Origin of the sequence: Clostridium pasteurianum (assembly GCF_001705235.1) — a bacterium.
Classification (GTDB): Bacteria; Bacillota; Clostridia; order Clostridiales; family Clostridiaceae; genus Clostridium_S; species Clostridium_S pasteurianum_A.
In genome coordinates this window covers 3731740-3751984 of sequence record NZ_MCGV01000001.1, presented here as the reverse complement: position 1 = coordinate 3751984, position 20245 = coordinate 3731740, and the positions used below count along the sequence as shown (strand labels likewise).

Here is a 20245-nt window from a genome sequence, read left to right as displayed (position 1 = left end):
AACTTTTAAATCTAAACAACTATTTAACAATGTTGTCACATAACTGTCACATATAGGTATTATTATTAAGGCATACAAAACATGAACAATTAAGGAGGTAACAATACTTATGGATAACTTAAATAATTCCAATAATACAAATGGAAATGGAAATAATAATATAAATGATAATAAAAATGATAATACTACTAACATGAATCTACCTATTGAATACGACGTAGAAGGTACAGACAAAACTAAAAGACCTTTCAACAAAAAATTAGCTTCATATATAGCTGTAGGGTTAACTTGTGCAATACTTGGTGGAGGAATATCAACAGCTTCAGCATTATATCTTATTCCTAAATCAAATTTTTTCAAAAATACTCCTCTCTACAAAGCTGTAAATAATAGTTATGCTTCCCCATCATCATATATTAATGCATCTGCAACATCTGCTAAAACGAACAGTTCAGCTGGAAGTGGTTTAACCGTATCACAAATAGTAAAAAAGGTTAGTCCAGCTGTAGTTGCAGTTTCAACAAAAACCAATGTAACTCAAGATGATTATAATTCCTTCTTTGGTTCATTTGGTAATGGAAAAAACTCACGTAATTCAGTTCAAGAAGGAATGGGATCAGGAATTATATATAATAAGGATGGATACATTCTAACAAATTATCATGTTATAAAAGGAGCAAATACAATAACAGTAATTTTAAATAATAAAAAGCAAGTGAAAGCTAAAGTTGTAAATTATGATGAATCAGCTGATGTAGCAGTTATACAAATGACAGGCGATTTTACAGTGCCTGGTGTTGCTGAACTTGGAAGCTCAAGCAGCTTGAATGTAGGAGATTCAGTTGTAGCCATAGGAAATCCTCTTGGCAAAGAACTTTTAGGTACAGTTACAACTGGAGTTGTCAGCGCTCTTAATCGACAAATAAGCGTTGGAAGTGAAGACAGTAGTAATAACGGTTTTGGTGATAATAACAACAGCAGTAGTGGTACAACTAGTGGTGCAACTCAAGAATACATTCAAACAGATGCAGCAATTAATCCTGGAAATAGTGGTGGTCCTCTTGTTAACTCTTTAGGACAGGTCGTTGGTATAAATACTGCAAAAGTAAGTGAAAGCGGCGTAGAAGGCATTGGTTTCTCAATACCAATAGATACTGTAAAAACAAAAATTCAAAACCTCTCAAAACCAATGCTTAAACTTGGTATATCATGTGAAGATATAGATAAAAATACAGCTGAACAGCACAATATTCCACAGGGAGTATATATTGAACAAGTAGAAGATTTAAGTGCTGCTCAAAGAGCTGGATTACAGGCTGGAGATGTCATAACAAAATTTGATGGTAAAAAAGTATCCTCAACAAACGACATAAATCAAATTAAAGGAAAACATAATTCAGGTGATGTTGTTCAAGTTGAAGTTTATAGAGATGATTCATATAAAACCATCTCTCTAAAATTATCTGATAAATAAATCTAATTGGCTACATTAAGTGAAAAATAGAACTTTACCCCCTTTTTTATATTCTGAACTCCATAATTTCCTTTATGGAGTTCTATTATATTTTTAACTATTGCAAGTCCAAGTCCTGTACCACCTATTTTTCTATTTCTAGACTTATCAGTTTTATAGAATTTATCCCAGATTTTATTTATTTCAACTTCATTTATATGTTCTCCATCATTTATAACCTCTACTGTAATCTTATTACCTTCTCTAATCATATTTATATTTATACTAGCTTTAGCATATTTCATAGAATTATTAAGTAAATTAATTAAAACTTGTTCTATTCTATATTTATCTCCAAAAACATAATTATTTATTATATTTATATCCATATCTAAATTTCTTTCTTCAAGTATAGCATAATATTTTTTACAGCATTTAAATACCATTTCCCCTATATCGAATTTTTCGTTTGTGAGTTTAAAATTTCCACTCTCAAGTTGAGATAAATCAAGCATATCAGAAATAAGTTTTCCCATTCTTGATGCCTCATCAATAATCACATCAGTATAATATTCCCTTTCTTCATCACTAGTCACTACATTATCCTTAAGTCCTTCCGCATAGCCTTCAATTATTCCTACAGGTGTTTTAAGTTCATGAGAAACTCCAGCCACAAATTCTTTTCGCATTTTCTCAAGTTCCTTTTCTTTCTCTATATCCTTTTTTAATTTATCATTGGCCTTCCTGAGAGAGCTAAGGGAACTATCTAAATTTTCGGAAAGAAAGTTTAAGCTCTTTCCGAGGTCACCTATTTCGTCATCAGAGGTTATTGTACATTTTTCATTAAAATCAAGTTCTGCCATTTTAGATGCAGTGCTTCTCAGTCTTTTTAATGGCTTTGTTATCATTTTTGAATATATAAATGACAAAATTACTACAACAACAATTGCGCTTAATAATATGTAGATAAAAAATTCTCTCATTACTGATGACGCCTCTGTAATTGCCTCAAAAGACGATATTGCAAATATAACATCACCATTTTTACCTGGTACTACACATACTATATTTTTTACATTATATGTCTTACTCTGAAAAACATAAGTCTTACTTTTTCCTGTTCTCTTCATGTTAATAAATTCAGCAGGATTTGATACCCAGCTATGCATTATATCCTTAATTATATTTATTTGTGCAATTGTACTACTGCTTTCATAGTCACTTTCCAAATATCTCAAGTTTCCATATGGATTTAGCACTGCAATTTTGCAATCATTTTTTTGCTCAAACTCCTTTATACTGCTCTGAATATCATAATTAGAATCGCTTTTACTATCATATTGTTTCTTAAAATTCATAGTTGCTGTATCAAGACTATCCATTTTTTTATTTTGATAAAACTTGCCAAAAAAAGCACTTTCGAATACAAGTATAGCTATTATGAAAAATGCATAAAAAATTAAGGTTACCAAAAATAATTTAGTTGTTATACTTTTTTTTATCTTCATTTTTTCACCTCAAACTTATATCCACTTCCCCTAACTGTAGCTACAAGATACGATTTGTCCTGAAGCTTTTCTCTAAGTCTTTTTACGTGAGTATCAACAGTTCTAAAATCACCATAATAATCTTTTCCCCAAACATTATCTAAAATTTTATCACGGGTTAAAGCTATACCTTTATTATGGCAAAGATAAATCAAAAGATCATATTCCTTTGGAGACAAATAGATTTCCTTATCCCCAATCATAACTTCATGGGAAATCTCATCTATCTTAAGGCCATCAAACTCTTGGCTTTCAGATTTTTCATTAAGCCTAGCCCTCTTTAAAAGCACTTTAACCTTAGCTGTAAGAACCTTGGGACTAAACGGCTTTGTAACATAATCATCCGCTCCAAGCTCATATCCAAGAAGTTTATCATCTTCTTCATTTTTAGCAGTTAAAATTATTATAGGAACATCTGATTTTTTTCTTATATCGCCGCAGACAGTCCATCCATCTAAAACAGGAATCATTATATCCAAAATAACAAGGGACACAGAATTTTTGCTAAAACTATCCAAAGCACTTCTGCCATCAGCTGCTTCAATTATACCGTATCCCTCTCTTTTTAAATATGCCTTTATAAGTTCCATCATTCTATCTTCATCTTCTACTATAAGAATGTTTTTATCCAAATTATATCCCCCCATATATATATAAGTCTATTCTTTAATTATTTCTCCACCTTCTATTATACTATTCTCCCCATTATTAAGCTTTTTCTTCTCTTTTTTAAATATGACAGCAGAACAAATTGCAGTAAGAGGTATAGTAAATATAAGTCCAATACTTCCCGCTAAAGATTTTATAACTTCAGAAGCTATTACATCCTGATTTATAATTCTATATAAAGGCAAATCGTATGAAGAAATCCATATAATAGCATACATGGCTCCACCAACATATGCAAGAATAAGAGTATTGGCCATAGTACCCATTATATCCTTTCCAATATTCATACCTGATTTTACAAGATCCTTAATACTTGCATTATCCTGTTTATCATTTATTTCATTTATAGATGATGCAATAGACATACTTACATCCATAACTGCTCCAAGAGCTCCCATAAGTATTCCAGCAAAAAGCAAACCACTAAAATTAAAATTTACATTTTGAGAGATATAAATAACCATCTGCTCTTCTTCATCTGTTAGTCCCGCAAGATTTAAGGATAATATGCTAAATTCTGCAATAAGCGCTGACAATATTACTCCACCCCAGGTGCCCATTATAGCTGCTAAAGTTTTTTTGTTCTTTCCGCTTATTATCAGAAGATTAATCGTACTTACACCCATACATATTACAATTGATACAACCGTTGGATTAAATCCATGTAGTATAAGTGGTACCATTATTTTTAGAACTGCAAATCCAGTTATTCCAAGTGCAATTACTGACTTTATTCCCTTTTTTCCTCCAACTATACCAAGTAATATTATAAATATAATTATAAGTTCATAAATAAATTTATACCTTACAACATCATATATGTACGCACTTGTTATTTTGCCCTTGCTGTCCTCATCTATATTAACAAGTACTTCATCTCCCTTTTTAGTAAGTGTTTGGTGTGCAGTTTTTTCATTAATCAAGTTTTCAAGTTTAATAACTTTCCCTTTATAATCTCCATTTAATATTTTCACCAAAACATACTTTTGTTTCAATGAACTTTTGTTGTTAATTGATTTTTTATTTTCCGGTACATTTACTACTTTATTTTTAGATGAATTTTTGTTACTTGACGCTTCTCCAATTACTTTACCATGTATAACAGTATTTCCGTTATTATCACTAAAATAAAAATGCCATATTAAAAAAAGTACAGCAAATACAACTGCCAGACTTGCAAATATAATCTTTTTCTTTTTGCTCATAGTTTCATCTCCATTCTGTTAAAATATAATTATAAACATCTTTAATATATCACAGCTGTATATAGTAAAAAAGTAATTCTTTAAATATTAATCATATGTTAAAATAATATTCGGAGATGTTATATTAATATAATTAAAAATATTGTAAATTAAATAAAGTTCAATATATAGAATAGGAGCATACACATGAGTAAATTAAATTTCAAGGGCAGTGTTATGTTAAACCCTACCCCCGTAGTTCTTGTTATTAGCAAAAACAAATCCGATAAAATAAATATTTTTACCGTTGGCTGGATAAGTACTGTATGTACTAAAGAGCCAATACTAGCCATGGGAGTTAGACCTCAAAGACTTTCACATGAATACATTACAGAAAGTGGTGAGTGTACTATAAACCTTCCTACCCAAAGTATGGTTAAAATTGTAGACTACTGCGGTGTTGTCTCTGGGAAAAAAGAAGATAAAATTAAGCATTTTAATTTAAAACTAAATGATGGTGTGTCGATTTCTACACCTTCACTAGAAAATTCGCCAGTTGCTTTAGAGTGCAAAGTTAAATCAGTAACACCACTTGGAACACATGATTTATTTCTACTAGAAATCTTGAATGTTAAAGTAGATGAAAATTTATTAGATAAGAATAATAAGATATGTTTTAATAAAGCTAACCTTATATGCTACAGTCATGGAGAATATTACGGTTTAAGTTCAAAGCCATTGGGCTCTTTTGGTTTTTCAGTAAAAAAGAAAAGTAGAAAGCACAGAATCGCTAAATAGGTGCATATATTTTATTAAATTTTAGAACATTATTTCATTCCTTTTAATATAGATTTAATATAAAAATTGTAAAATAAAATTATAATGAATGTTAAAACTAAGCAATCAGTTTATATTTATAAAAATAGCTAAAATAAAGGAGTGAAATAATGATGCTATTTGTAAGAAAATTTGATAACTTTATAATTTCTCGTACCCCTTTTAAACATCAAAATACACTTTTAGATAGAATCATGATATGCATAACATGTATGGGTAATGGAGGTCTAATCTGGATAATAATATCAACCTTCTTATGGCTTCTAACGCCTTATAAAATAGCAGCCTTAAGTGTACTACTAGCACTTGTTATGAGCTCAATTTTAGGAGAAGGTTTAATCAAACATTGTGTAAAAAGAATACGTCCTTGCAATGTTGATAAAAGTATAAAAATTTTAATTTCAAAACCTGCATCTTATTCTTTCCCCTCTGGTCACACCTTCTCATCTTTTGCTGCCGCAAATATGCTTTACCTTTATTTTAATAACACAGGCATAATATTTTTCATACTAGCATTTCTTATATCTATATCGAGAGTTTATTTACGCGTACACTATCCTACAGACGTACTTGGAGGCGTACTTCTTGGAATTCTGTGCTCTAAATTACTATTTATAGTACTTCAATACAATCTAATTTAGCCCAGTGCAATCATCAAAATTAAACTAATAATAGCTGAAATTAAAGCTATAACAATTGATATTTCAAGAAAACCTAAAGTTAATACTCCTGCTCTAATTATATAAAGTGCAAAAGTATATTTTGATACATCAAAAGCATCAATAAAATTAAATACCATTAATATAATAAAAATTATTGAAAAGCCTCTCATTACACATCGTATGTCACCCTTATCTGGTGACATGCTTAAAAAAATATATCCCGCTACAAATATAAATATAAAGAAATGTGGGTTAGCTACATTTGAAACATCAAAAAAAGTTTCTAACATACATTTATTCGAATTTATAATTCCATTTAAAGTACCAAAATCTAAAGTTATAGAATTGGCATTTTGATATACAACTTTAAGAATATTCTGCAGCGTACCTGGAATAATAACTTTAACGCCTATAAATATAGCCAAAATCCCCCACAAAAAAGGCATAATTCCTATAAAAAAATCCCCTGTCCTTTGATAAAAGTTTTCATTCTTATCAAAACACTTTACGTATCCAAGCATATTATTTTTATCTGGCTCTTGAAGTAATTTTATATCTTCAATTCTGTGTGCAAATACAACAGCCATAAATACATGAAGAAATTGATGAAAAGTAGAACCTAAAGCCCCTATTACCATTACAGCTTTTTTCCCAATACTGCTTTTTAAATTACCTATAATAAAATTTTTAAATCCACCAAGAATAAAACTAAATACTACTAATATTATTGTAAAATAAATAGCCTCGATTAAAGTTCTCGATAAAACCGCAATCTCAGTTATATAATCTATCTTCATTTTATATCACCATCTTTAAAATATCATAATATTAAGTTATACATACATCATAATGCTTTGTTTATAACATTTTAAAAATGCATAACTTTAACTTCACCTTGTGAACCATTTAATCATATCCTTACAACTCTTGTAATTAAACTTATTAAAAACGTAATACAAGAAAATGCAACAGCTAAAAGAATAAAACATGTCATTAAAACATTATATCTCACAATATTTATATTAAATATATATTTAGACAATCCAAAAATATTTATAACAAGAATAATCATAAATATACTTATAAGCCCGCTCCATGCTCCCTGCATATCCGCACCACTTAAAGATATATGTGATGATATACATATTGCAATAAATAAAAACAAATAAAAATATGGATTTTTCAAATTAACCGCAGAAAAAATAGTCTTCATAGCCATTATATTAGAAGCTAGAATTCCATGTATTGAACCTTTATTTAATACAGTAACCCCTAAATTTTGCTTCATTATAGTAATAAAATTTGTAAATTCTACTGGCATAGTTACTCTCATTAAAGCAATTATTACAGTTATACCCCCAAAAATAGGAGCAACACCTATGAAAAAATTTCCTATTTGCTGATATATGTTTGCCGCATTATAAGTATGTTTCACATAACCTAATACTCCACTTTGGTCTGGTTTTTGTAGTAGCTTCATGTCCACAATTTTATGCCCAAATATAATCGCAGCTAAAGCATGGCTTAGTTCATGAACAGGCACTCCTATAAATCCGGTTATCATAACAGCCTTCATTCCAAAACTTCTCTCAAAATTTAATATTGAATTATTTCTTAAGAAGCCCAATATAAATCCACCAGCAATTATTACCCCTGTTAAATATACTGTTTCTATTAATGCTTGTATAAATATATTTACTAAAGAATTCATATCCATTTCCTTTCAAAATATCATTCAGTTATCTCTACTCTATTACCATCAGGATCTAATATACAACTCTCATAATATCCATCTCCCGTACGCCTTGGTCCACTTACAACTTCATATCCTTTATTTTTTAATAAGTCAGTAAGCTCATCCACTTTTTTTACGCTTCCTACTGAAAAAGCTATATGAGCTAATCCAATAAATTCTTGAGCTCCATCACTTGTCCTTGATTTTATTTTCTCATTAGACATTATTTCTAATCGTGCATCCTCATCAAATTCAATAAAATAGGACTCAAAGTGTTTCTTCTCATTTATATATTTATTGCCACTTTTTCCATTAAAATACTCAATGTAGAATTTTTTTAACTGTTCTATATTTGTTGTCCACATTGCCACATGTTCAATTTTCATATTATCATCCCCATTTAATTTATCTCTAATTTTTTATTATATCATAATATATAAAATTTTATGTTAACATTAAAATAACTTATCTATTCTGCATAATTGTAATTTATAAAATAACATGGTATACTAACCATAAACTAAATGCTATGCTTTAGGCACCAATTAAGGTTTAATAGGGAAATTGGTAAAAATCCAATACAACCCCCGTTACTGTATGCAGGTACAAAGCCAATATCCACTGGGAATTTTTCTGGGAAGGATGGCAGAGGTTAAACTGTAAGTCAGGAGACCTACCTAAAGTATTATGGAACTTCGGAGGGAAGTAAAATCCATAAACATAAGATAATATTCCCAAAATTAATCTATAGGGATATATTAGTTATATTTATGTACAAAATTTCGCCCCGCATAAGCGAGGTTTTTTTATTTTCATCAATCTTCCGAAGAAGTAATAGTATTTTGAGACATTAAATAAAACTCATAAGTCTAAGCTCCCAATTATAAAAATACTAAGTCTTTTTATAATTTGGAACAAGACTTATTGAATTTTGTTTAAACCGTTCCCAAAATAATATTACTTCATTTAGAATAAAAGCAAGGTAAATTTTTCTCCGCTTCACTGCGAAAAATACCATAGACACGGAGGAATTTTTCCCTTGTTTTTGAAATTATAATTATTAATTTAACGACCCTTTACAATAGGAAGGAGATTTACAATGTACAAAAAAATCAAAATACTAGTAATTTCTTTATTGGTTTTAGTCAGTTTAGCTTTATCTTCATGTACTCCTAGCAGTACAAATAAAACTCCTACAGCTAATGAACCAAGCTCCAAAAAGACCAGCGCATCTATTATGAATTATAATGGTAAAGTTTATGTTTCGCTAAAAGACGCTTACAAATGCGTAAATGGAAAATATTCACTAAATGGCAAAACTGCCAACATATCAGATCCTGATGAAACTTTAAAAATTACATCAGGCAGCGATACAGCTTATGTAACTTCCCTGAAGACCAAAGCTACCACTGTAGTAAAAATGAGTACCGTACCTACTATTAAAAATAACGATATGTATGTCCCAATGGACTTCTTAAGTGATGTAATGGACGCTAGATTAGATTACTCAAATGGGAAGCTTAACATCGAAACAGAAATGCCTTTAAAATACACAAAAGCATTTAGCATTAAATACCTAAGAGGTGGACTTAAAAAAGTAACTGACGGAAATAACAAAGTCTTAATACTTGTACCAAAAGGGAAAGCTGTCCCAGATGAATACAAAAATGACACTATAGTTACTACACCTGTAACAAATGTATTGTGTGCATCAACTACTCAAGGTACTTTGTTGAAACCGCTAAATGAATTAGGCAGTATAAAGAGCGTTACATCAAAAGAAAATGAATGGGAAATCAAAGACATACAAAATGGTCTTAAAAACAATTCTATAACTTATGTTGGAGATAATAATTCTCCTGACTATGAAAAAATTTCATCTTCAAAACCAGATATGGCATTTCTTTATGGAGGAACTTATGGTTTAAACAATATGATGAAAAAATTCGATGAATTAAAAATAAATTATGCTTCTGACAATGAATATCTAGAGGAAAATCCACTTGGAAGATTAGAATGGATAAAATTTTTATCGGCATTTTATAACAAAGAAGATACCGCTGAAAAGTACTTTAATGATATGGTCAAAAAAGTTCATGCTATAACTAAAAAGACATCTTCATTAAAACGACCAAACGTTGCATGGGGAATAGTTGAGAATGGAAAAGTATATATACCCGAAAAAAATTCTTATCCTGCAAAAATGATTCAAATGGCAGGCGGAAATTATATATTTAAAAACTTCAAAAATGAAAGTGGATACATAACTCTTGAAGATTTTTACGCAAAAGCAAAAGATGCTGACATATTAATCTATGCCTCTACAAAAAAATATACACCATCAGTTAAATCAATGCTTACTACCGCTCCTGTGCTTAAAAGTATTAAACCTGTAAAAGACAAAAAAGTATGGTGCTTTAGTGAAGATTATTATCAATCTATAGATAAAACTGATGAACTCATAGAAGATTTAGCATCTATATTACATCCAGATAGCTTTAAAGGCTATACTGTAAAACATTATTCACATTACTAAACTTTACTTTGGAGGATAGCTATGAATTTTATTCTTAAAAAGAATGCAAAACATGTAATCTTTATTATACTTCTATCTATAATGATGATTATAACTTTTGCCTTTTGTATCAGTGTTGGTTCCATAAAAATAAACTTAATTGAAGTATTTAAAATATTACTTAGACACGGTTCTTATGATAGTGGGAACTATGAAATAATATGGAATATACGTTTTCCTAGGGCGCTAGGTGCCTTAATAGGTGGCTCTGCCCTATCCGTTTCGGGACTATTACTTCAAATATTCTTTAAAAATCCCATAGTGGAACCTTATGTTCTTGGTATATCCTCTGGAGCAACTTTATTTGTTGCACTTGTTATGCTTGGAGGGATAAGTTTTGGGCTTTCCTTATCCGCTCCTTTTTTAATATTTTTAGCAGCTTTACTTGGCTCTACCTTAGTAACAATTGTAGTACTTTTATTTGCAAACAAAGTTAAAAGCATAGTAACACTTCTGGTAATTGGAATAATGGTTGGATACATATGCAGTGCTGCAACAAGTATTTTATCTACTTTTGCAACCAAAGAAGAGCTTCAAAACTTTACCATGTGGACATATGGAAGCTTTTCAGGCTTTACCTGGAAGAACATACATATACTTATCTTTATAGGAATACCCACTCTCTTAGCTTCAATGTTTATAATAAAACCTTTGAATGCCTTTTTACTTGGAGAAGATTATGCCAAAAGCATGGGAATACAAATAAAAGCTTTTAGAATTGCAATTATACTAATTTCCAGCATCTTGGCTGCCGTTGTAACAGCTTTTGCAGGTCCTATTGCATTCATAGGATTAGCTATTCCACACATAACAAGATTGGTTTTTAGAACTTCAAATAACATATTTTTAATACCTGGCTCTATTTTACTTGGAGGCATAGTAACTTCAATGTGTGATCTTATGTCAAGGACTTTATTTTCACCAACAGAACTTCCAATAAGCGCAGTAACCTCTTTTATAGGTGCTCCTATCGTTATTTTCCTCATTTTAAAAAGGAGGACTTCATTATGAACTGTTTAAAAACAAAGGACTTATACTGCGGCTATAATAAAAAAGCTGTAATTGAAAATATAAATTTTAGTGCTAATGAAGGTGAAATGATATGTTTACTTGGTCCAAACGGTGCAGGTAAAACCACAATACTTAGGACAATATCAGGTCTTCTTCCACCTGTAAAGGGTGATGTATATATTAATGGAAAAAATCTTCTTAATATAAAAAAGACCGACCTTGCAAAAACACTTTCAGTTGTACTTACACAAAAAACTTCCTTTGACCTCATGACAGTTTTTGAAGTAGCAGCACTTGGACGTTATCCTCATACGGGTTTTTTTGGTAAACTGTCAAAAGATGATGAAAATAAAATTTCAAATACTCTAAAAGATGTTGGTGCTTTTAATTTAATAAATCGATATTTTGATGAATTAAGCGATGGCGAAAAACAAAAAGTTATGCTTGCAAGAGCCTTAGTTCAAGAACCTAAAATCATAATTTTAGATGAACCCACAACTCATCTTGATATTAATCATAAAATAGAACTTTTAAATACTTTAAAAAAATTAAGCATAAAAAATAAAATTTCAGTTATATTATCCTTGCATGAAATTGACCTTGCTCTTAAATACTGTGATAAAGTTATGCTCATTAAAAATAAAAAAGCTTTCGCCTTTGGTGAACCTGAAAATATTTTAGATGACAGTACTATAAATAAACTTTATAATATAGAAAATGCTAACTTCAGTAAAGCTTTATGCTCTATAGAAGTAAAAAACCAATTAAAAAACAGTATCTATGTAATAGGCGGTTGTGGAATGGGAACTCCAATATACAGGCTTCTTACAAAATGTAATATTGGCTTTTCTACAGGAATTCTACATAAAAATGATATTGATTATGAAATAGCCAAAACTATGTGCTTAAACATTCAAAGTGAAGAGCCTTTTGAAAAAATAAGTTCAGCCGTTTTTGAAAAAGCTTTAAAGATCATTGACTTGTCAGATATAATAATTGACTCTGGAGTTAAAATCGGAGAAATAAATAAAAAAAATATGGATCTCATAAATTACGCTTTAGAAAAAAATAAAAAAGTAATAACCTTGAGAAAAAATTTTAATGATAAAGTAATTTCCTGCAGTGATGCAGTTAATATAATTAATTATATTAGGAGGTATAACCATGAGTGAAAACTACAAATTCTTTCAGCACAAAAACTGCGAATATTTCCCCTGTCACAAAGTAAAAAATGAAGAAAACTTTAATTGCCTTTTTTGCTATTGCCCACTTTACTTTTTAGAAAACTGTGGTGGAAATAACAAAGACTTCCATGGAATAAAGGACTGTTCAAATTGCCTCATCCCTCATTCCCCAAAGGGCTATGATCACATTGTAAATAAAATAAAGGAAGTAAATAGTAAAAAACTCAACAAATGATTTGACTTATAAGTTATGCTATTATATAATTTTATTAAAACTAGAAGGTTGTGTGACTGGCGGAAATGGAGTCTACCATAGGAAACACAATCTATATTTAATCGACCGCCTGGGTGAATTGTATGTGATTTACTCAGGCTTTTTTTGTATTTAATTTTTAGGAGGATGTATAAATGAAAGTTTCAGAAATAAAACTAAAATATGGATGTAACCCTCAACAGAGTCCAGCTAGAATATATGTAAATAAAGGAGTTTTACCCCTTGAAGTACTAAACGGCAGACCAGGATACATAAATTTCATGGACGCACTAAACTCATGGCAACTTGTAAAAGAATTAAGAAAAGCTACAGGTCTTGTTTCTGCTGCATCTTTTAAACACGTAAGTCCAGCAGGCGTAGGTACCGCTGTTCCACTAAGTGATGCCCTTAAAAAATCATATTTAGTAGAAGGCACTGAATTAACTCCAGCAGCAATTGCATACTCAAGAGCAAGAGGTGCTGATAGAATGTCCTCTTATGGAGACTTTGCCGCTTTAAGTGATAAAGTTGATGTTGCTACTGCGAAGATACTAAAAAAATCCGTTTCCGACGGTATAATAGCACCAGACTACGAACCTGAGGCATTAGAAATCTTAAAGACAAAGAAAAAAGGAAATTACACTATAATAAAAATTGATCCTGATTATGAACCAGCTGTAATTGAAAGAAGAGAAATTTACGGAATTACTTTTGAACAAAAAAGAAATCTAACACCTTTAAATGAAAGCTTACTTCAAGATATAGTAACTAAGGACAAAAACCTTCCAGAATCAGCAAAGCGTGATTTAATAATTTCTATGATAACTTTAAAGTATACTCAATCAAATTCTGTATGCTTTGCCCTAGACGGTCAGGTAATCGGTGTTGGAGCAGGACAGCAGTCCAGAGTACACTGTACAAGACTTGCTGCTTCAAAGGCAGATATATGGTTCTTAAGACAGCATGAAGCAGTATTAAATCTTCCTTTTAAAGAAGGCATTTCAAGACCTGATAGAGACAACTTAATAGATCAATACCTTCGTGACGATGTTACTGATGCTGAAACAGTAGGCTGGGGAAGAGTTTTAAAATCCATACCTAAGAGACTTTCAAAAGAAGAAAAAGATAAATGGCTTTCAAATCTTAAAAATGTTTCACTGGGCTCAGATGCATTTTTCCCTTTCAGCGACAATATAGACAGAGCTGCTAAAAGCGGTGTAAAATATATCGTTCAACCTGGAGGTTCTATAAGGGATGATGTTGTCATCGAAGCCTGCGACAATTACGGCATGGTAATGGCATTCTCCAAAGTAAGGTTGTTCCATCACTAAGAGAAGTAACAGTATTTGGAAACATTAAATAAAGCTCATAAGACTAAGCTCCAAATAATGAAAATACTAAGAAATTTTAATAACTCGCTGAAAAAAAGCTCAAACAAATTAAAATTTCTAAGTCTTTTCATTATTTGGAGCAAAGTCTTATTGAGTTTTATTTAAATTGTTTCCAAAATACTGTTACTTCTCTTAAGGAACGATTTAAAAAAAGTATAATGAATATTATCATATACGAGGTTTGGGCGAAGCTCATTATCCTTCTTTATAAAATACAGGCGCTCTTAATGTTTACGATTAATAACTTTGATTCGTTAATTAAAAAATTCTTTTATAATACCCTGATATCTTATTACAGGAGAACAATCTGTAAAGCCAGAGCCTTATAATATTCTATTAATCATACCTGAAATTCCGTAGGTACGAAGGAATTTCTTCCTTGCTTTACCCTTAAATCAAAATAACAGTGCTGAAGGAATGATTTAAAAAAAGTCTAATAAATCTTGGTTAAAAAATCATAAAATACTTAGAGTTTTAATTTGTTTGAGCATTTTTTTAGCGAGTTATTAAAACTCTTAGGATTTTATGATTTTTTAGCCTTAGATTTATAGACTTTTTTTAATGTTCCAAAGCACTGTTATTTTGCTCCATCTCATATACGCCCTGGTAAGAAGAATCCGAAAAATGCTTTTTAGGATACTTTTTAATTATTTCAAATCCACATTTTTTATAACAGCTAATGGCTCTCTTGTTTGTCTCACGAACATTTAAATATATTTTACTAAGTTTCATTTCTTTAAATGCCTTTTCCTTTAAAATTCTTATTACTTCACTCCCTATGCCCTTTCCTCTGCAGTTCACATCAGCAATATAAATTCCAAGTTTTCCATTATTTTCAGTTATATTTTCAAGCCATGCAGCACCTATTATTGATTCGTCAAATTTTATCATAAAAAATAATGTGTGCTTTTCAAGAGCTAAATCCGATTCTCTTAAATACTGCGGCCTAGTATGAGACAAATACTTAGATAATTCTTTAGTACTCTCCCACTTTTCAATAAATTTAATATAATCATTTGAATATGGCACAAGTTCTAACCCCATATTTTCATCATCTCACTTTATTTAATCATTATTCATTTATAAATATAAGTGTTTTTTATAGATTCTAACAGTACCATGATATTAAAAATACAATTCACTTCTGGTATCATAATTTCCTATTAATCTTGATATATTAAATTCCGTAGGCACGGAGGAATTTTTCCCTTGCTTTACATTTAAATCAAAATAACATTACTGAAGGAACGATTTAAAAAAATTCTAATAAATCTTGGTGAAAAAATCGTAAAATCCTTAGATATTTTAATTTGTCTGACCGATAGGGAGTTATTAAAATATCTTAGGATTTTATGATTTTTTCATCTTAGATTTATAGGATTTTTTTAATGTTCCTTCAGTAATGTTATTTTGCTCCATGCTTTAAAATTTTAGGATTTGTTTTATTAAAAACCTCATTAGTTACAGAATAAAAATGAAAGTAAATATTTATATGATGATTTCCTTTATTTATTAAATTACTATTCTCAAGTTCATTCATAAACTGGTATACCCTGGAATTCATTTGATTTTTATCAAAGTTCTCTCCACTATTAACTAAAACATATAAATTAATTGTCATTTCCTTCTGATTACTTATAGCAGAATTCAAATCAAAACTCATATCATTATCTTTTTTTATAATGTCGCTTGAAATATCAACATAATATTTAAAATCTTTAAAGTTATCTCCCATAATTCCTTTAATACGTTCACTTACCAAATTGCTTACAAGTGATGCAAAATATCCATCATTATATGTAGTAGATTTACCAAAATAGCAATGATTTTTAGTTATTGTAAATTTTTTAGAAGGATTATTTTCAGAATAAATTACACATTCATCAGGATAGCTGCCTTCACCAAAGAAACTTGACCCTTGAGATATACTCTTAATCTTAAAATTCATTGCATATTTAGCTTTAGTGTACTCTTTAAAATCCTTAGCTGTATCCTTATCTGTTTCACACCCAAACAACGTTAAAATTATAATTAAGCTTACAAAGATACATATTGCTTTTCTTAATTTATTCAATAAAAAAAACCCTTTCTTACTTTGTTTTAATATATGTAATTTTTACTTTATCTTTATCATTTTGTTCCTTACACTCAATAGAAACTATATTTTTCACAGACTCAGTTTTCATAATTTCATTTCTATCCTTAAATTTACATACCATTCTTAGATTTTTTTACACTTTCAAACTCATCTGAAATTTTATCTATTGTATCATCATTATATATATCACATTCTGCTTTATCATAATAATGCGTTTCTCCATATATTTTTGCTTGCGCCTTATTATCTTCTATTTCAATATCTCTATCTTTTTCTTCTTCCCCTTGCAGTACTCTTTTTACATACATCTCTTCATGAGCATCTTCTTTTTGTATAGTTTCTGGTTTTGTTTTATTAAACACATAGCTATTCACAAAATAAAAATTCAACTTCATAGACATCCTGTTTATCTTTTTATTAATTAAATTACTATTCCTAAGTTCATTCATAAACTGATAAACCCTTGCAGCCATTTGAGTTTTATCAAATTTTTCTCCACTATCAACTAACACATAAGTATTAATATCAATCTCATCTGTATTATTTATAACATCATCTAAATTAAAACTCATATTGTTATTTTCATTTTTAAATTTTTCACAATAATAACTAGAGATAAAAAAGCAATATTTAAAATCTTTAAATCTATCTCCCATAATTCCTTTAGTGCGTTCCTCAATCAAAGATTGTACTAAATTATTAAAATATTCATCAGTGCATTTACTTTGGCTATTTGTAAAAAGATGTGTCCTAATCATTAGAAACTTTTTAGACTGGCTATTGGCCGGATATAATAAACATTCATCATAAGAACTACAAAAAATCCCTAAACCTCCTTGATACACATCTTTAACTTTTGCCTTCATTGCATACTTTTTTCTGGCATATTTCTTGTAATCATTAGCTATCATTCCATTGGTTTCACACCCACACAATACTGTTGAAATTGCAATTAAACTTATAAAAATGCATATTACTTTTCTTAACCTCTTCAATAAAAAAACCCTTTCTTACTTTGCTTTAGTGCGTGATTTTCACTTTATCCTTATAATCCTTTTGTCCTTTGCACTCAATAGAAGCTATATTTTTTATAGTCAAATCTTTTATAATCTCATTTTTATATTTAAATTTATATTTTTCCGGATTTATCTTTACATACTGTTTTGATGTAACAAGATAAAATTGAAAGGATATTTTAACATCTCTATTAGACAACTTGTTCTTCATTATCTTATTAATAAAATCTCCTATTTCATTAGCTGTTTGTAGCTTGTCCAGTTTATCTCCATAATTGACAAACACTTTTATTGTAACTAAAGCCTTTTTTTCCTTGTTAAAAAAGTCTTCTAATTCTGGCTGCTCTTTGTAATCATAATCTGAAACAGACAAATTCCCATCATTATTGTTAGATACCATAACTGCATATTTGAAATTTTTAAAATCCTGGTTTTGTATTCCAAGTATTCTTTCATATAATAAAGGCTCTATCAATCTGTATACATATCCATCCTTATATGTATCCTTTTTCTCTTTCTTTACATAAAAAAATCTATTTACATCATTCTCAGGATATACAATCATTTCATTTGATAATAATTTATGTTCTTTAACCTTTAAATACAAAGCATATTTATTTCCTTCATAGCTAACCATATTGTGAAGCTTATATTCATCAACTATCTTAAATGAACTTACCCCTAACAAAAATAGTATTATTACTAGTGCACTTATTACAACTTTTTTTGCTCTCATTTTTTCCTCCGTTTATTTTAAGGCTACCTTTATATTCAATTATAGCTTGCTTACTTTTATATAATCATTTAATAAACTATAGCATTTACATACCCTTTTTAGGATCTTCTACGCTTTTAAAATCATTTAAAATTTCATCTACTGTATTATCCTTATATATGTCACATACTGCTTTATCATAATAATGGGTTTCTTTGTATATCTTCGCTTGTGCCTTAGCTTCTTTTTGATCGTAATCTCCAGTTTCTTCTTTATCTCCCTGCAGTCTTCTGTTTTGCTTTGCATCTTCAGACTCTTCATTTTGTATGATTTCTGGTTTTGTTTTATTAAACGTATGGCTATTTACAAAATAAAAACTTAAACTCATAGATACCATGTTTATATCTCTATTAACTAGATTACTGTTTCTAAGTTCATTCATAAATTGATAAACCCTTTCAGCCGCTTGAGTTTTATCAAATTTTTCTCCACTATCAACTAACACATATGTATCAATATCAATCTCATCTTTATTATTTAGAACATCATCTAAATTAAAACTCATATTCTTATTTTCATTTTTAAATTTTTCACAATAATAACTAGAAATAGAGAAGCAATATTTAAAATCTTTAAATCTATCTCCCATAATTCCTTTAATGCGCTCCTCAATCAAGGATTGTACTAAATTATTAAAATATCCATCCGTACATTCATTGGCTATCCCCATAGTATGATGGTCTCTAGTCATTAGGAATTTTTTAGACGGGTTATTTATAGGATATAATAAGCATTCATCACGCGAGCTGCCCAAAACATCCCACATTCCTTGATCCACACCTTTAACTTTCGCCTTCATAGCATACTTTTTTCTAGCATACTTTTGAAAATCACTAGCTACCATTCCATTTGTTTCACACCCACATAATTCTAGTAAAATTACAATTAAACTTATAAAAATACATACTACTTTTCTTATTTTGTTCAATTTAAAAATCCTTTCTTAAAAGCTTATATGAGCATTTTTTAATCATTTATAATATAAAAGGAGCTGTTGCACTACTTAAAAGCAGAAAAAAATTAAGAATTAAGAGTGAAGAATTAAGAATGAATGTAACTTTTTCTCCGTTACACCATGAAAAACTTTTAAGCTTATACTGCTTCCTGTATTATTAAATTTTCCAGAGCAAAGCGGCGGAAAATCCTCCATCATTCTTAATTTTTAATTCTTAATTCTTAATTTTTAATGCAACAGCCTCTTTATATTATCTAAATGCACTTGCATTATTATTTATTGAAGCTTCCATTTGAGTATAGTTCTCAACAACACTATCTAAAAATCTTGCATATGAATCTACCACTCTTCTGTAATCATCAAATTTAGGTGCTAATGCATTAAACTTGTCCCTTATTGTGTTTCCAGCATCACTCTGCCATGTTCCATTTAAACCATTTACTTCTCTTTTCATGTCTTCAAGTTCTGATGTCAAACTTTGATTTAAATTTCTTATACTTGACGCTGTCTTTGAAACCTCTGCAAAAGATATCTTTATTCCATCTGAAGCCATTATAAATTCCTTCTTTCTTATTTTGTCTTAATTAGTTAGTTAATCTTCTTGCTGCATTCATAGTCTCTTCTTGAGCCTGAGAATAATAAGTTGAAGATGACTTTAAGAAATCTGAATACTCCTTCATTACACTAACCATTGCTTTAAATGCCTCTCTAAAGCCTTCTATTTGTGTTACATATGCCTGATTATCAGAACCCTGCCATGCAGATTTCATTGCTTCAACTTCACTATAAAGCTGATTATAATTCTTTTCATATTGTGCAATTTCTGTATCCATATTGCCTGATGCTGATTTTAATTTTGATGGATCTACAAGTATAGATTTTCCCATTTTAATTTCTCCT

22 protein-coding genes and 2 riboswitches are annotated in these 20245 nt (G+C 29.6%); of the genes, 8 read left to right on the top strand and 14 right to left on the bottom strand.

Going from position 1 to position 20245, the window contains the following annotated elements:
• The first annotated feature begins 109 nt into the window (after positions 1-109).
• The gene (locus tag BEE63_RS16785) at positions 110-1474 is read left to right on the top strand and encodes a S1C family serine protease (protein ID WP_066022475.1); all 1365 of its coding nucleotides are present in this window, start codon (positions 110-112) and stop codon (positions 1472-1474) included.
• 2 nt (positions 1475-1476) lie between these two features.
• Here the strand turns inward: BEE63_RS16785 and BEE63_RS16780 are convergent, their stop codons facing one another.
• From BEE63_RS16780 to BEE63_RS16770, 3 genes are read right to left on the bottom strand one after another with little or no spacing between them, the layout of a single operon-like run.
• Positions 1477-2961 carry a sensor histidine kinase gene (locus BEE63_RS16780; RefSeq protein WP_066022474.1) on the bottom strand — a complete coding sequence of 495 codons (1485 nt, stop codon included), beginning with the start codon at positions 2959-2961 and terminating at the stop codon, positions 1477-1479.
• Positions 2958-3632: a response regulator transcription factor gene (locus BEE63_RS16775; protein WP_066022473.1), complete on the bottom strand. Its 675-nt coding sequence runs from the start codon at positions 3630-3632 to the stop codon at positions 2958-2960. The genes BEE63_RS16780 and BEE63_RS16775 overlap by 4 nt, the downstream gene beginning before the upstream one ends.
• A 27-nt stretch (positions 3633-3659) precedes the next feature.
• Positions 3660-4874: a YibE/F family protein gene (locus tag BEE63_RS16770; RefSeq protein WP_066022472.1), complete on the bottom strand. Its 1215-nt coding sequence runs from the start codon at positions 4872-4874 to the stop codon at positions 3660-3662.
• Positions 4875-5060: 186 nt separating this feature from the next.
• Between BEE63_RS16770 and BEE63_RS16765 the strand changes: the two genes are divergently transcribed.
• Both BEE63_RS16765 and BEE63_RS16760 read left to right on the top strand, forming a co-directional pair.
• Positions 5061-5651, top strand: coding sequence for a flavin reductase family protein (locus BEE63_RS16765; RefSeq protein ID WP_066022471.1), 591 nt, complete (start codon positions 5061-5063; stop codon positions 5649-5651).
• 149 nt (positions 5652-5800) lie between these two features.
• The gene (locus BEE63_RS16760) at positions 5801-6331 is read left to right on the top strand and encodes a phosphatase PAP2 family protein (RefSeq protein ID WP_066022470.1); all 531 of its coding nucleotides are present in this window, start codon (positions 5801-5803) and stop codon (positions 6329-6331) included.
• On the opposite strand, the gene BEE63_RS16755 is transcribed toward BEE63_RS16760, so the two are convergent.
• The 3 genes from BEE63_RS16755 to BEE63_RS16745 form a co-directional block, all read right to left on the bottom strand.
• Positions 6328-7149 (bottom strand): hypothetical protein, encoded by an 822-nt coding sequence (locus BEE63_RS16755; RefSeq protein ID WP_066022469.1) that lies wholly within the window; start codon positions 7147-7149, stop codon positions 6328-6330. The genes BEE63_RS16760 and BEE63_RS16755 overlap by 4 nt on opposite strands.
• A gap of 113 nt (positions 7150-7262) precedes the next feature.
• Positions 7263-8063: a hypothetical protein gene (locus BEE63_RS16750; protein WP_066022468.1), complete on the bottom strand. Its 801-nt coding sequence runs from the start codon at positions 8061-8063 to the stop codon at positions 7263-7265.
• 20 nt (positions 8064-8083) lie between these two features.
• On the bottom strand, positions 8084-8473 hold the full coding sequence (locus tag BEE63_RS16745) for a VOC family protein (RefSeq protein ID WP_066022467.1): 390 nt from the start codon (positions 8471-8473) through the stop codon (positions 8084-8086).
• Between the two features lie 133 nt (positions 8474-8606).
• A riboswitch (cobalamin riboswitch) is annotated at positions 8607-8782 on the top strand.
• Positions 8783-9186: 404 nt separating this feature from the next.
• Here BEE63_RS16745 and BEE63_RS16740 point away from each other — a divergent pair.
• From BEE63_RS16740 to BEE63_RS16720, 5 genes are all read left to right on the top strand, one after another.
• Positions 9187-10623, top strand: coding sequence for an ABC transporter substrate-binding protein (locus BEE63_RS16740; RefSeq protein ID WP_066022466.1), 1437 nt, complete (start codon positions 9187-9189; stop codon positions 10621-10623).
• A 21-nt stretch (positions 10624-10644) separates the two neighbouring features.
• Positions 10645-11673, top strand: a complete 1029-nt coding sequence (locus tag BEE63_RS16735) for a FecCD family ABC transporter permease (protein ID WP_066022465.1) — start codon at positions 10645-10647, stop codon at positions 11671-11673.
• The gene (locus BEE63_RS16730; protein ID WP_066022464.1) at positions 11670-12845 is read left to right on the top strand and encodes an ABC transporter ATP-binding protein; all 1176 of its coding nucleotides are present in this window, start codon (positions 11670-11672) and stop codon (positions 12843-12845) included. The genes BEE63_RS16735 and BEE63_RS16730 overlap by 4 nt, the downstream gene beginning before the upstream one ends.
• On the top strand, positions 12838-13092 hold the full coding sequence (locus tag BEE63_RS16725) for a cysteine-rich small domain-containing protein (protein ID WP_066022463.1): 255 nt from the start codon (positions 12838-12840) through the stop codon (positions 13090-13092). The genes BEE63_RS16730 and BEE63_RS16725 overlap by 8 nt, the downstream gene beginning before the upstream one ends.
• A 42-nt stretch (positions 13093-13134) precedes the next feature.
• Positions 13135-13214, top strand: a riboswitch (ZMP/ZTP riboswitch).
• Between the two features lie 51 nt (positions 13215-13265).
• Positions 13266-14441, top strand: coding sequence for a phosphoribosylaminoimidazolecarboxamide formyltransferase (locus tag BEE63_RS16720; protein ID WP_066022462.1), 1176 nt, complete (start codon positions 13266-13268; stop codon positions 14439-14441).
• Between the two features lie 618 nt (positions 14442-15059).
• Here the strand turns inward: BEE63_RS16720 and BEE63_RS16715 are convergent.
• The 8 genes from BEE63_RS16715 to BEE63_RS16685 form a co-directional block, all read right to left on the bottom strand.
• Positions 15060-15530: a GNAT family N-acetyltransferase gene (locus BEE63_RS16715; protein ID WP_175400859.1), complete on the bottom strand. Its 471-nt coding sequence runs from the start codon at positions 15528-15530 to the stop codon at positions 15060-15062.
• Positions 15531-15906: 376 nt separating this feature from the next.
• The gene (locus tag BEE63_RS16710; protein WP_066022460.1) at positions 15907-16575 is read right to left on the bottom strand and encodes a hypothetical protein; all 669 of its coding nucleotides are present in this window, start codon (positions 16573-16575) and stop codon (positions 15907-15909) included.
• 16 nt (positions 16576-16591) lie between these two features.
• Complete coding sequence (locus BEE63_RS22340) at positions 16592-16720, bottom strand: hypothetical protein (RefSeq protein WP_278327423.1); 129 nt, start codon at positions 16718-16720, stop codon at positions 16592-16594.
• Positions 16710-17594, bottom strand: coding sequence for a hypothetical protein (locus tag BEE63_RS16705; RefSeq protein ID WP_066022459.1), 885 nt, complete (start codon positions 17592-17594; stop codon positions 16710-16712). The genes BEE63_RS22340 and BEE63_RS16705 overlap by 11 nt, the downstream gene beginning before the upstream one ends.
• Positions 17595-17619: 25 nt before the next feature.
• Positions 17620-18351: a hypothetical protein gene (locus tag BEE63_RS16700; protein ID WP_066022458.1), complete on the bottom strand. Its 732-nt coding sequence runs from the start codon at positions 18349-18351 to the stop codon at positions 17620-17622.
• An 85-nt stretch (positions 18352-18436) separates the two neighbouring features.
• Entirely contained in the window at positions 18437-19318 is an 882-nt protein-coding gene (locus BEE63_RS16695) for a hypothetical protein (RefSeq protein WP_066022457.1), read from the bottom strand.
• A gap of 277 nt (positions 19319-19595) precedes the next feature.
• Entirely contained in the window at positions 19596-19898 is a 303-nt protein-coding gene (locus tag BEE63_RS16690) for a pore-forming ESAT-6 family protein (protein ID WP_066022456.1), read from the bottom strand.
• Positions 19899-19929: 31 nt separating this feature from the next.
• Positions 19930-20232, bottom strand: coding sequence for a WXG100 family type VII secretion target (locus BEE63_RS16685; RefSeq protein ID WP_066022455.1), 303 nt, complete (start codon positions 20230-20232; stop codon positions 19930-19932).
• Positions 20233-20245 lie beyond the last annotated feature (13 nt).